At 70.2% G+C, this 13,233-nt stretch carries 10 protein-coding genes and 1 riboswitch; of the genes, 3 read left to right on the top strand and 7 right to left on the bottom strand.

The genetic code is table 11. The annotated features are described in order from the left end of the window. Positions 1-97 precede the first annotated feature (97 nt). Positions 98-1,360, bottom strand: a complete 1,263-nt coding sequence (thrC, locus tag AB0M47_RS28575; protein WP_363419454.1) for a threonine synthase — start codon at positions 1,358-1,360, stop codon at positions 98-100. Between the two features lie 10 nt (positions 1,361-1,370). Then, positions 1,371-1,488, bottom strand: a riboswitch (SAM riboswitch). 186 nt (positions 1,489-1,674) lie between these two features. On the opposite strand from thrC, the gene AB0M47_RS28570 reads away from it, so the two are divergent. Then, a complete protein-coding gene (locus AB0M47_RS28570) occupies positions 1,675-2,718 on the top strand; it encodes a MoxR family ATPase (RefSeq protein WP_363419458.1) in 1,044 nt (347 codons plus the stop codon). After that, positions 2,718-4,538: a hypothetical protein gene (locus tag AB0M47_RS28565; protein ID WP_363419452.1), complete on the top strand. Its 1,821-nt coding sequence runs from the start codon at positions 2,718-2,720 to the stop codon at positions 4,536-4,538. The genes AB0M47_RS28570 and AB0M47_RS28565 overlap by 1 nt, the downstream gene beginning before the upstream one ends. A 27-nt stretch (positions 4,539-4,565) precedes the next feature. On the opposite strand, the gene AB0M47_RS28560 is transcribed toward AB0M47_RS28565, so the two are convergent. The 3 genes from AB0M47_RS28560 to AB0M47_RS28550 all read right to left on the bottom strand — a co-directional run bounded on the left by AB0M47_RS28560 (position 4,566) and on the right by AB0M47_RS28550 (position 9,734). After that, on the bottom strand, positions 4,566-5,438 hold the full coding sequence (locus tag AB0M47_RS28560) for an ABC transporter permease subunit (RefSeq protein WP_363419450.1): 873 nt from the start codon (positions 5,436-5,438) through the stop codon (positions 4,566-4,568). Beyond that, positions 5,435-8,119, bottom strand: a complete 2,685-nt coding sequence (locus AB0M47_RS28555; protein ID WP_363419448.1) for an alpha/beta fold hydrolase — start codon at positions 8,117-8,119, stop codon at positions 5,435-5,437. Before AB0M47_RS28555 ends, AB0M47_RS28560 begins: the two co-directional genes overlap by 4 nt. Before the next feature lie 151 nt (positions 8,120-8,270). Next, a complete protein-coding gene (locus tag AB0M47_RS28550; protein ID WP_363419447.1) occupies positions 8,271-9,734 on the bottom strand; it encodes an MFS transporter in 1,464 nt (487 codons plus the stop codon). Between the two features lie 63 nt (positions 9,735-9,797). Between AB0M47_RS28550 and AB0M47_RS28545 the strand changes: the two genes are divergently transcribed. Continuing rightward, positions 9,798-10,757 (top strand): YafY family protein, encoded by a 960-nt coding sequence (locus AB0M47_RS28545; protein WP_363419445.1) that lies wholly within the window; start codon positions 9,798-9,800, stop codon positions 10,755-10,757. Positions 10,758-10,768: 11 nt separating this feature from the next. Here the strand turns inward: AB0M47_RS28545 and AB0M47_RS28540 are convergent, their stop codons facing one another. From AB0M47_RS28540 to AB0M47_RS28530, 3 genes are read right to left on the bottom strand one after another with little or no spacing between them, the layout of a single operon-like run. Beyond that, positions 10,769-11,128, bottom strand: coding sequence for a DUF3263 domain-containing protein (locus AB0M47_RS28540; RefSeq protein WP_363419443.1), 360 nt, complete (start codon positions 11,126-11,128; stop codon positions 10,769-10,771). Between the two features lie 52 nt (positions 11,129-11,180). Further along, positions 11,181-12,176 (bottom strand): ABC transporter permease subunit, encoded by a 996-nt coding sequence (locus tag AB0M47_RS28535; RefSeq protein ID WP_363419441.1) that lies wholly within the window; start codon positions 12,174-12,176, stop codon positions 11,181-11,183. Further along, positions 12,173-13,159, bottom strand: a complete 987-nt coding sequence (locus AB0M47_RS28530; RefSeq protein ID WP_253758568.1) for an ABC transporter ATP-binding protein — start codon at positions 13,157-13,159, stop codon at positions 12,173-12,175. The genes AB0M47_RS28535 and AB0M47_RS28530 overlap by 4 nt, the downstream gene beginning before the upstream one ends. Positions 13,160-13,233 lie beyond the last annotated feature (74 nt).

The raw sequence follows: 13,233 nt of genomic DNA, 5'->3' as shown, positions 1-13,233 counted from the left end.
GCCGGGGAACTCGAATCTTGCCCCAAGATTCGACCCGGAACCCTGATCCAGCTCTCAAAAGCAGGTCAGCGCTCAAGAGCGAGAGCTCGAAGAGCCGTCAGAGGAGACCGGCTTCCTTGGCCGCCTTGAGCGACGGCTTGACCCGGTAGGTCGGGCCGACCTTCTCGGCGACGGCGTCGATGGTCTTCAGACCCTCGCCGGTGTTGAACACGACGGTCTCCTTGGCCGGGTCGAGGCGACCGCTCTTGACGAGCTTGACGAGGCAGGCCGTGGTCACGCCGCCGGCCGTTTCGGCGAACACGCCGGTGGTCCGGGCCAGCAGCTGGATGCCAGCGCGGATCTCCTCGTCGTCGGCGTACTCCATCCAGCCGCCCGTGCGGCGCACCGACTCCAGGGCGTACGGGCCGGCGGCGGGGTCGCCGATGTTCAGGGACTTCGCGATGCCGGTCGGCTTCTGCGGCTGGATCTCGTCGGTGTCATTGTGCAGGGCCAGCGCGATCGGGTTGCACCCGGCCGACTGCGCGCCGAAGACCGTCCAGCCCTCGGCGGGCGCCTCGACCAGGCCGATCTCGACCAGCTCCTCGAACGCCTTGTCGATCTTGGTCAGCAGCTCGCCGGAGGCCATCGGGATGACCACCTGTGCCGGGATCCGCCAGCCGAGCTGCTCGGCGACCTCGTAGCCCAGCGTCTTCGAGCCCTCGGCGTAGAACGGCCGGACGTTGACGTTGACGAACGCGGTGTCCTCGAACTCGTCGGTCTCGACCAGCTCCGAGCAGAGCCGGTTGACGTCGTCGTAGGAGCCCTCGATCGCGACCAGGTCGCCGCCGTAGACCGCCGTCGTGACGATCTTGCCGGGCTCCAGGTCGTGCGGCACGAACACCACCGACGGGACACCGGCCCGGGCGGCGTGCGCGGCGACCGAGTTCGCGAGATTGCCGGTCGACGCGCAGGCGTACCGCTGGAAGCCCAAAGCCTTCGCCGCGCTGAGCGCGACCGACACGACGCGGTCCTTGAACGAGTGGGTCGGGTTGGCGGAGTCGTCCTTGATCCACAGGCCGCCGGTGATGCCCAGCTCCGCGGCCAGCAGGTCCGCGCGCACGAGCGGCGTGAGACCGGGGTTCAGGGTCACCCGCGCGGCCTCGTCCTGACCCGCGGGCAGCAGGCCGGCATAGCGCCAGATGTTGTTCGGGCCCGCCTCGATCTGCTCGCGGGTCACCTGCTTCAAAGCTTCGCTGTCGTACGCGACTTCGAGCGGTCCGAAGCACTCGAAACAGGCGTGCTGAGCCGCGAGGGGGTAGGTGGCGCCGCAAGCGCGACAGACGAGGTTGCGGGCGGGCGAAGCCGTGCCAAGCACAGTCATGAGAACTTTCCTCTCATCTTCCCGGGTCAATCCGGACGGAGTTGGCACCTACCGCCGCAGCACCAAGGCCGGGCCAGGGGTTGCCGGAGCTTCATCGGGCCGTGTCCCTCTGCTCCTCTGGATGAGGTATTCGGTTGTGCAGCCAGTTAAGCAGAACCATGATCCCGGCTGCGACCAGGTTCCGAGAGGTGAGATGTGACTCTCACCTCTCGGGGAGCCTCTTGAGGAGCCTCGCGGGGAGCCTCTTGGCGAAATGGCTTTGCGCCCGGTACGCGGTCCGCTCATCATCGATGACCATGCACTCGGTCCACACGGTGACTCCGGCTCTCCTCCCGGACGTGCTCCTGCACGTCGCGGTGGTCCGCCCGGTCTTCGTCTGGGGCGCTCCCGGCATCGGGAAGAGCTCGCTGGTCCGGCAGTTCGCCGAGTCGCTCGGGCTACCGTGCGTCACGCTGGTCGGTACGCAGCTGGCCGCCGAGGACCTCATCGGCGTACCGGAGCTGCGGGACGGGCGGAGCCGCTTCGCCCCGCCGGAGTCGATCGCCGGGGACGAGCCGTACTGCCTGTTCCTGGACGAGCTGAACGCGTCCAGCCCCGAGGTGCAGAAGGCGTTCTACTCGCTCATCCTCGACCGCCGCATCGGCGCGTACGAACTGCCGGCGGGTTCGATCGTGATCGGGGCGGGCAACCGCGCGACCGACAACGCACTCGCCCGGCCGATGGCGTCCGCCTTGGTGAACCGGCTTATCCACATCCATCTGCGGGCTTCGGCGTCGGACTGGATCGGCTGGGCCGCCTCGGCCGGCATCCATGCCTGGGTGCTCGACTATCTGACCCAGCGCCCGGATCATCTGTGGAACGAGCCACCGAAGACCGAGGAGCCGTTCTCGACCCCGCGCGCCTGGCACATGCTGTCCGACGCGCTGCACTCGTACGGCGAGGAGATCTCGGCGGACACGCTGCGGCTACTCGCCGCCGGGACGCTGACCCAGCAGCACGCCGCCGCCTTCGGCGCGTACGTGAAGACGCTGCGAAACCGCTATGGCCTCGACGCGATCGTTCGCGGCGACGTCTCGTGGCCGCGCGCCGCGACCGATCGCGACCTGCTGTACTTCTTCGCCGAGGCGTTCCGGGTCCGGCTGATCAAGGATCTTCCGGCCGGGCGGGAGCACGCGAGCAAGGCGGTACGCGAGTTCGCCCTGCGCGCCAAGGCGCTGCTGGTCGAGCTGGCCGAGATCTCCCTGGAGTGTGCGCAGCTCGTCGTGGCGGCCGACGACGAGGGCAAGCCGGTGCTGCCCGCCTGGTTCCTCGTCGAGGTCGCCCGGGATCTGCCGCGCCTGGTCGCGGCCCGCGCCTGATGGCTCGCCGGCGAGCGGCCGACCGCGTCGACCCCCGGGAGGAGTCGTTCCTCGCGGGCGTCCGGCTGTTTCGGGGCCAGGCCGTCTTCGAAGCAATGAACCACGGCCGTCCCCGATCGGTGCTCGTCGAGTACGCCGAGGACGCCGAGCTGTCCCGAGCGCGAGGCTTCGCCGCCGTACGCGACGACGGGCACATCGTGGCCAACCGGTACGCCGATCTGACCCCGGACGAGTGGCTGTGGGTGCTGACGCATTGCGCACTGCACCTCGGGTTCGGGCACACCGCGAGCGGGCGTACGCCGTCCCCGGCCGAACAGACCGCCGCCTGTCTCGTGGTCGCTCGGTTCCAGACACAGCTCCGGCTTGGCACGCCGCCGATCGACATCCCGACTCCGCTGCCGGCCGCGGACGAGCATGCGCTGGCCGAGCGGTGGCGCTTCGACGGCGTACCGGAGGGCTTCCGGGTGCTGGGGACGGGCGGCGAGAGCAGCGACATCCGGCCGCTCAGGGCGTACACACCACCGCGGCAGGCAGTCGGCATCCCGTCGCTGACCTGGCCCGAGTTGTTCGCGGTCGGGCTGGCGAGCGCGGCCACGGCGGCCGTCGAGGGGGCTGGTTCGGCGTATCGGCCGGCGGCGGCGATCGATCTGAACAGCCCGTGGGAGCAGGCCCGTCGCTGGTTCGTCTCGGCCTATCCGTTGCTCGGCGCACTGGCGGCCGGCTTTCGCGTCGTCGGCGATGTCGAGCTGACCCGAGCCTGGAACATCTCCATCGCCGCGGTGGACGCGGGGGCCGGCGAGATCTACGTCAACCCGCTGGTCACGCTACCCGAGGCGCAGTGCCGCTTCGTGCTCGCCCACGAGATGCTGCACGCGGCCCTGCGGCATGGCGAACGGGTCGGCAGCCGTGACGCGTACCTGTGGAACGTCGCGACCGACTTCGTGATCAACGGCTGGCTGGTCGAGATGGGCGTGGGCGAGCTGCCACCGGACTGCCTCTACGACCCGGCGCTCAAGGGCTGGTCCAGCGAGCAGGTCTACGACGAGATCACGAAGAACCTGCGGCGCTACCGGAAGCTGGCGACCTTGCGGGGCAGCGGTCTCGGCGACATGCTCGACCGGCCGCTTCCCGGTGCCGGGGAGGCGACTCGGGCCGCCGACCTCGACGACTTCTATCGCCGGGCGCTCACCTCTGGGCTGGAGTACCACGAGCAGAACGGCCGGGGTTGGCTGCCCGCCGGTCTGGTCGCGGAGATCCGCGTCCTCGACGCTCCAGCTCCGCCATGGGACGTGCGCCTGGCCCAGTGGTTCGATCACTACTTCACGCCCATGGAGCGCACCCGCTCGTACGCCCGCCCGTCCCGCCGCCAGGCGTCCACCCCGGACATCCCGCGACCTGGCTGGCACCGGCCCGAGCAGACCGAACGCAAGCGCACCTTCGGCGTCGTCCTCGACACCTCGGGTTCGATGCCGGCCACCCTGATGGGCAAGGCGCTCGGTGCCATCGCCTCGTTCGCGCTCGCTCGCGACGTCCCGGCGGCCCGCGTGGTCTTCTGCGACGCCGCCGCCTACGACGCGGGTTACCTGCCGGTCGAGGAGATCGCGGGCCGCGTACGCGTCCGCGGCCGGGGCGGCACCGAGTTGCAGCCCGCCATCCGGCTGCTGGAACGGGCCGCCGACTTCCCCGACGACGGCCCGATCCTGATCATCACCGACGGCCAGTGCGACGTCCTCCGCGTACGCCGTTCGCACGCGTACCTGATGCCGACCGGCGCCCGGTTGCCCTTCACCCCGCGCGGCGAGGTCTTCCCGCTGCGCTGAGCGGCCCGATTAAGGTGAGCGGCCCGGTTACGAGGTGACGTCCTTCCGGAGGAAGCGGACCCAGGCGGCGATCCAGAAGATCGCGGCGTACGCCACCGCCGAGATCGCGCCCTTGACGACGTCGTCCACCTGCACCGGCGTCGTCAGCAGGCCCAGGTACGCCTGGCTGTAGTGGGTCGGCAGCAGGTTCCGGATGACGCCGAGCGCCGTGATCTGGTTCAGGATGCTGGACACGATGTAGAGCAGCACCGCACCGCCGACCGCGCCGAGCGGGGCGTCGGTGAGCGTCGAGAGCAGGAACGCCAGCCCGGCCACGACCAGCAGGGAGAGCCCCAGGTAGCCGGTGACGGCGAGCAGCCGGACGAGGCCTTCGCCGGCGGGGATGTCGGCCGCGAGGCCGGAGCGCAGCGGGTGCCAGCCGTAGCGCAGGGTGCCGACGGCGAGCGCGGTGCCGAGCAGGGTCAGCATGGCCACCGCGCAGTAGCCGAGGGCGACGGTCAGCTTCACGCCCAGCAGCCGCGCCCGGGGAACCGGGATCGCCAGCAGATAGCGCAGGCTCCCCCAGCTCGCCTCGCTGGCGACGGTGTCGCCGCAGAACAGGGCGACCACGACGACCAGCAGGAAGCTGGAGCTGACGAAGAGCGTGAACAGCGCGAAGTTGAGCCCGCCCGCGGTCGCGACGTCGACGAGGGCGGAGAACTGGCCCCGGCCGCCGGACTCGTCGTCGTCGGACGAGCCGAGTTGGAAGGCGACCAGCAGGATCAGCGGGAGCAGGACCATGAAGCCCAGCGCCAACTGCGTACGCCGGCGGCGCCATTGCCGACGCCATTCCGAGGCGACGGTCAGCGTGCGGTGCGCGCGGTAGCCCTCGGCCGCGCCCTGAACGGTGAGGGTGCTCATCGGTCTCCACTTCCTGCCGTCGAGTCGCCGACCAGGGCGAGGAACGCGTCTTCGAGCCGCCGTCGCGGGGTCACCCGGTCGACGCCGACCCCGGCCCGGACCAGGGCGGCGACCGCTTCGCTGCGGGGCACCCCGCCCAGATCGGCGACGAGCGTGCGGTCGCCGTCGACGGCGTACCCGGCGACGCCGTCCACCCGGTCGAGCACCTTCTGCGCCAGATCGAGGTCGTTCACCTCGAACAGCGTGGTCGGGGTGTCGCCGACGATCTCGTCCACCCGGCCCGAGGCCACGACCCGGCCCTTGTGAACGACGACGGCGTGCGTGCAGGTCTGCTCGACTTCGGCCAGCAGGTGGCTGGAGACCAGCACGGCCCGGCCGTCGACCGCGTACCGCTGGAGGACGCGGCGCATCTCGGCGATCTGGGGCGGGTCGAGGCCGTCGGTCGGCTCGTCCAGCACGAGCAGTTCGGGCAGGCCCAGCATGGCTTGAGCGACGGCCAGCCGCTGTTTCATGCCGTGCGAGTACGTCTTCACCCGCCGGTGGATGGCGTCTCCGAGCCCGGCGATCGCCAGCGCCTCGGTGAACTGCGCGTCCTCCCAGGGCCGTCCGGTCGCCCGCCAGTACGCGCGCAGGTTCTGCTCACCGGTGAGGTGGGGCAGGAAGCCCGGCCCTTCGACGAGCGCCCCGATCCTTGAGAGCACCGGCGCGCCCGGGGCCAGCTTGTGCCCGAAGATCAACACGTCGCCGGCGGTCGCCTGGGTGAGCCCCATGAGCACGCGGAGGCTGGTCGTCTTCCCGGCGCCGTTCGGGCCGAGGAGACCGACGACCTGACCCCGTTCGACGGTGAAGCTGATCTCGTCGACCGCCACGAACTTCCCGTACGTCTTCCGCAGTCCCTTGACCGATAGCGGCGTCTCGGCGTACTCCTCGGTGATCTTCTGTTCTTTGCGACGACCGCGGATCCGCGCGATGACCACGGCTGCGAGCACCCCGATGAGCAGCGCCGCGACCAGGCCGGCGAGGACCCAGACCCAGAGCGCCTCGGAGGTCTGGATCGGCGTGCCGTTCACGGTCGGCAGCGTGAGCTGGGCGGCGGCCAGATCCACCGAGTAGGTGACGGGGTCGACCGGCCCGAGGTACGCCTGGTCCGCGGTCGCGATGACGAGCCGCAGCCGGTTGCCGTCCTCGACGCGATGCACGATGCCGGGCAGCGTGACCTCGACCGGCTGGGCCGTGTCGAGCGACGCCGGCAGTCCGGTGAGCTTGAGCGGCGTGAGCAGCCCGTTGTCCAACGTGGCCGTGCCGTCCGGAGCGACGTCGTAGAGCTTGACGAAGATCGTCGCCTCGCCGGTCGGCGAGGCCACCTTGATCCGGACCTTGGGCGAGCCGACGACGGTCAGCCCGCCGCTGATCGGCTCGGTGTCGAACCGGGCGTGCTGGCCGGGCAGGTCGGTGGCGAGGCTGCTGAGCAGCGACGCGGCCGCGCCCGTGCCGGGCAGCGAGGACACCGCCGCGGGCGAGCCGTTCGGCGGGCTGGCGATCTCCTGGGCCCGGCCGCTCAGCTCGACCGTGGTCGTCGCGTCGCCCCCCATCCCCGGGTACGCGTCCACGGAGTAGCCGGTGGCGAGCCGTCCCCGTTCGACGGCGTCGAGCCCGGTGACCCGGGAGTAGGTGAAACTCGTCGACGGGGCGTCGCCGTCGCCGCGTACGTAATGGTCGAGCCATTGCAGCATCAGGAACTTGACCCGGTCCTGATCGGACTGCGCGCCGTCGCCGCCGTCGTGACCGCCGGTGAACCAGGCCACGCGTACGGGAGCGTTGGTGATGCCGTGCGCGTTCGCGTCCGCTTCGGACAACGGGAAGAGCGTGTCCGCCTCGCCCTGGACCAGCAGGGTCGGCGCCTTGATCCGGTTGAGCACCCCGGCCGGGCTGCGCTCGCCCAGCAGCGCCTTGGTCTGATCGTCGAGCACACCGGTCGTCGCGAGCTTGAGGTACGCCGCGCACACGTCGGCCGCCCACCGTCCACAAGCGGGATCGCCCGCCCCGGCGCCCTTGGCCGGCGCGCCCATGGCGGAAGCGCCGCCGGCGAAGAAGACGCCCGCCCAGGCCTGCTTGAACACGCCGTTCGGCACGAGCGCAGTGCTCAGGTCGTTCCAGGTGATCATCGGCACGATCGCGTCCACCCGCTGGTCGTACGCCGCGAGCAGGAGGGCGAGGCCACCGCCGTAGGAGCCGCCGACCACGCCGACCTTGGGATCTCCCGTGCCGTCGAGTTCGATGTCCGTCCGCGCGGCCAGCCAGTCCAGCAGCAGCTGGGCGTCCTTGATCTCGTACTGCGGGGCGTCCAGGTGGATGTGCCCGGTGCTGCGCCCGAACCCGCGCGCGGAATAGGTGAGGACCGCGTACCCGCGATCGGCGAGATCCTTGGCGTCCTGGGCGACCGACAGCTTCGTTCCGCCGAAGCCGTGCGCCAGCAGCACCGCGGGATGCTTGCTCTTGCCGTCGCTGGGGAGATACAGCGTGGTGTCGAGGACGGCGGGATCGTCGCCCTGCGCGCCCGGCACCATCGTCTCCACCGTCTGGTACGCCGCCTGAGCGGGTTGGGCCGCGATCGCGACCGCCGCGACGGCTAGGCCGATCGCGGCTACGACGCCGACAAGGCGCCGGGAGATGCTGCGCATGAGGCCAACCGTAAGGGTGGGTCGGCACACCGGCATCGGGGTTCCCCCCGATGCCCCGCCGCGTCGCTTCGATGGCGGTTCCCGGCAGATCAGGGATATGCATGCGATCTTGGGCCTCGGAAGCATGCATATCCCTGATCTGCCGCCTAACTCAGGCGGCGACACCTCCAGCAGCGACGAGGTCGGCAGCGGGAACGGGAGCGGCGGGAGCGTGTGCGCGGGCGCGACGCGGCAGGAAGAAGCCGAGGACGAAGGCCAGCCCGATCAGCCCGAGGGTGATCAGAGTGACCGTCTTCGACGCGGCCACGAAGGTCGCCGGGTCGAAGCGCGTACCGATCGTGCCGAAGAAGACGGTGCCCAGCACGGCCACGCCCAGCGACGCGCCCAGCTGCTGAAGCGACTCCAGCATCCCGGAGGCCGAGCCGACCTCGTGATCGGCGACGCCGGCCATGATGATGTCGAACAGCGGCACGAAGATCATGCCCATGCCGACCCCGTAGACGAGCAGCGGCAACGCCAGATCGCCGCCGTCGACACCCACACCGGCCCGCGCGAAGACGGCGTACACCCAGGTCAGTCCGGCCGCGATGAGCGCCAGCCCGAGGTGCAGGACGTGCCGGCCGAGCTTGGCCATCGTCCCGGCGGCGAACCCGGTGCCGACGAACGCGCCGACCGCCCAGGTCGCCATGGTCAGGCTGGCCTTGACCGGGCTGTAGCCCAGTCCGAGCTGCAGGAACAGGCCGATCGCGAGGGACAGCCCGACGACCGCGCCGAAGAAGACGATCACGAAGAGGACACCGGTCGAGTAGGACCGCTTGCTGAAGACGCTCAGTTCGACGAGCGGCGTGCGGCCGGTCCGCTTCCGGCGTACCTGGCTCACGACGAACACTCCGAGCACGGCCACCGACGCGGCCAGCAGGGCGAAGAGCCACGCGGGCCAGCCCAGCTCGCGGCCCTGCACCAGCGGGTAGACCAGCATCAGCATTCCGGCCCCGGCCAGCACCGCGCCACCCATGTCCAAGCGAAGGGTACGCGCAGCGGGGCTGACGCCGACGGGAAGTGCTTTCGCCCCGGCCAGCAGCGCGAAGAGCCCGATCGGGAGGTTGACGGCGAAGACCGCGCGCCATCCGGTGCCGAACAGGTCGGCGTCGACGAGCAGGCCGGCCACGATCGGGCCGAGGATCGTGGACAGGCCGATGATCGGGCCGAACGCGCCGAACGCCTTGCCGATCTCCTGCGGCGGGAAGAGGTCCCGGATGAGCCCGAAGCCCTGCGGGATCATGACCGCGCCGAACAGCCCCTGCAGTACGCGCGCGCCGATCAACGCCTCGGGCGACCAGGCGGCTGCGCAGGCCAGCGAGGCGACGACGAAGCCGACCACGCCGATCATGAGCATCCGGCGGCGGCCGAACATGTCGCCGAGCCGCCCGCCGGTGAGCAGCCCGACCGCCAACGCCAAGGTGTAGGACGCGGCGATCCACTGCAGGCTGGCGTACGAGCCGCCGAGGTCGGCCCGGATGGCCGGGGCCGCCACCGTGACCACCGTCGAGTCGAGCAGGTTCATGATCGTCGCGGCGAGGATGGCGAAGAGGCCGAGCCACTTGTGATTTCTCATGTCGCTGACTCTGCCAAGCCAATAGGAACACCCCGTTCCTAATACTCCGGCAGAATGACGGACATGTTGGAGACCTCCGCCCGCCTGCTTCGTCTGCTCTCCCTCCTCCAGACCCCGCGCGAATGGAGCGGCACCGAGCTGGCCGACCGCCTCGAGGTGAGCACCCGGACCGTCCGCAACGACGTCGACCGGCTGCGCTCCCTCGGCTATCCCGTAAACGCCACCCGGGGCGCGATCGGCGGCTACCGGCTCGGGGCAGGCGCCAACCTGCCGCCGTTGCTCCTCGACGACGAGGACGCGGTGGCCGTGGCGGTCGGGCTGCGTACGGCGGCCACCGGTTCGGTCGCCGGGATCGAGGAGACCGCGCTCCGGGCGCTGGCCAAGCTGGAACAGGTGCTGCCGAGCCGGTTGCGCCGTCGCGTCAACACGTTGCAGAGCTACACCGTGGCGGTCGGGCCGGACCAGCCCGGTCCCCGGGTCGACGCGGCCGTGCTGACCGCGATCGCGAACGCCGCCCGCGACCACGAACGCCTGCGCTTCGACTACCGGTCGCACGACACCTCGGTCAGCCGCCGCGACGTCGAGCCCTATCGCCTCGTGACCTGGGGTCGCCGCTGGTACCTGGTCGCCTGGGACGTCGAGCGGCAGGACTGGCGTACCTTCCGGGTGGATCGGATGGAGCCGAAGATCCCGACCGGTCCACGCTTCGCTCCCCGGCCGCTGCCGGCCGAGGATCTGGCGGCGTACGTGTCACGCGGCGTCGGCTCGGCGACGTGGCGGTTCACCGCCCGGATCATCGTCCACGCCTCGGCCGAGGTGGTCGCCGAGCGGCTGCCCGCCATGCTGGGCCCGGTCGAGGCGGTCGACGACGAGCGCAGCGCGATCACGCTCGGCGCGGACAACGTGGAGATGATGGCGGTCTGGCTCGGCGCGATCGGCCACGACTTCACCGTGGTGGACTCCCCCGAGCTCGTCGAGGAGCTGCGCAAGGTGGCCGATCGCTACCAACGCGCCGCCGGGTGAGGCGAGCCGGTTCAGGCCCGGCTGCGCGCGCGGCTCATGCGCAGCCGCCGCAGCCGGTTGACCAGCACCGCGTCGTACGCCAACGCCTGCGGATCGTCCAGGAGCTTGTTGAGCTGCTGGTAGTAGCGGGTCGCGCTGACCTCGAAGGTCTCCCGGATGGCCTGTTCCTTGGCCCCGGCGTGCTTCCACCACTGCCGTTCGAAGGCCAGCATCGCCTGATCCCGTTCGGACAGCGTGACGCGCTGCGTCGGGATCGGACGTGCGGGCAGGTCTGAGTCGAGGAAGTCGTCGGACTCCTCGACAGTTGGTGACGACTCTTCACGTTGGGTGGGGATCAGGGCAGACTGCTGGTCAACGTCCAGTTCTGCCATCTATCGACCTCCGCCGTTGTCCTGAGCACGTTCGCCCAGTCTAACGGGGAAATCAAGCGACGTCGCGGGTGCGGATTTGCCACATGGCCAAGCCCACCAAGGCAACCAGCCCGGCCCCGAAGATGGAGCCCGCCTTCTGCCAGGTGAGCACCAGGGTCGCCGGCTGGCAGATTCCGGTGTCGTAGACGCAGCTGTTCTGGTCGTAGAGCGTGACCGAGCCGTCCATCCAGGCCTGGAGGTAGTTGCCCACGAAGAACAGTTCCGGGTAGCGGACCTTCGCCATGAACAGCAGAATCGTGAGCCCGAACTGGGTGACGACGATCAGGGCGATCAGCACGCCCATCGCGACCGCCGTACGCCGCCCGAGCGAGGCCAGCACGAAGCCGAAGATCGCCCCGGCCGCCACGACCCCAAGCCCGCGCAGTCCGGTGAGGCCGAAGGACTGCCAGGTGCCCGACGTCATCCCGGCCGTGGTGCCGCGATAGACCGCGGTGACCCACATCGCCGCCGTCCACAGTGCTCCGACGACGATCGCCCACCCGATCAGCGAGGCGACCAGCACACCCAGCTTCGTGCCGAGGACGCGTACGCGGCGGGGCTGCCAGGTCAGCAGGTTCATCATGCTGCCGCTGCTCCACTCGGCGCCGATCGAGGAGGCTCCGATGACGAGCGCGACGAAGGCGAGGATCATCGCCCAGACCATGATCATCTCGCGGAACGACGACTTGAAGTCGAACGTGCTCGGCATGTAGTACTCGGCCCGGAAGTCCTCGGGACGCGGACCCTGGCAGGCGCCTTCAGGCGCTCGACCGGCCTTGACGTCCTCCTCGCACATCTGCTTGAAGCGGTCGTTCCAGTCCTTTTCGTTCTGCTCGAAGTCGTGCTGCGCCTGGGCTGCCGCGCTCGCCCGGGTCGCGTCGCTCACCTTCTGGTTGGAGAACCAGGTACCCGTCGCGATCAGGCCGAGGATGAGCAGGCCGACCACGAGCATGACCTGGGTGACGCGCCGCTTGTGCAGGCGGCGGCGCTCGGCGCGGACGAGACTCATGCGGTCACCTCAGAGACGGGAGCGACGACGGACTGGTCCACCTGCCGGTGCTGACCGGTGACCGGGGCGGTGCCGGTGAGCTGGAGGAAGACGCTCTCCAGGTCGGCCACCACCGGGGACAGCTCACTGACGAACAGGTCCCGGGCGGCGAGCGTACGGGTGATCTCGGCGGGCTTGGCGATCCCGGCGACCAGCAGATGATCGGGGTGGGCCGTGACCCGTCCACCGGCCTCGGTCAACGCCGCGCCAGCCGTCGCGAGATCAGCCGGCGACTCCAGGCGTACCAACACCTGACCGGTGGAATGCGCGGCCAGGACCTGCGCCACGGAGCCGGCGGTGACGCGGCGGCCGCGCGAGATGATGGTGACGCTGTCGCAGATCTGTTCGACCTCGTTGAGGATGTGACTGGACAGGACCACGGTCATGCCGCCCGCGGCGAGCCCACGCATGAGGTCGCGCATCTCGCGGATGCCGCCGGGGTCGAGGCCGTTGGCCGGCTCGTCGAGGATGAGCAGGCGCGGCTGCTTGAGCAGCGCGGACGCCACCGCGAGCCGCTGCTTCATGCCCAACGAGTACGCCTTGACCTTGTCCTTGGCACGGTCACGCAGCCCGACGAGTTCCAGGACTTCGTCCACTCTGGTCTGCGGCACGTTCCCGGCGTCGGCGAGCAGGCTGAGCGTGTCGCGCGCGGAGAAGTGCCCGAAGAACTGCGGGCTCTCGACGATGGCTCCGACCTCGCCGATCACGGCGGGCAGGTGGTCGGGCACCGGGCGGCCGAGGACGCGCATCTCGCCGCCGTTGGCCTTGATCAGGCCGAGCAGGGTACGCAGCGTCGTCGTCTTCCCGGAACCGTTGGGGCCGAGGAAGCCGTGCACCTCACCGGCCTCGACCACCATGTCGAAGCCGTCCAGGGCGGTACGCGATCCGCCGAACAGCCCACGGTAGGTCTTGTGAAGCCCGTGAATCTCGAGTACGGGAGCCATGCGGGGACAGTACAGCGCATTCCGAGCTACCGCTGACCCTCGTCACCCACCCGGCGTTTCCCCGCAGAACCGGC

Source organism: Hamadaea sp. NPDC051192 (assembly GCF_040682475.1).
GTDB classification, from domain to species: Bacteria; Actinomycetota; Actinomycetes; order Mycobacteriales; family Micromonosporaceae; genus Hamadaea; species Hamadaea flava.
Note: the sequence above shows the minus strand (reverse complement) of the source record. Positions and strands in the feature narration are given on the sequence as shown.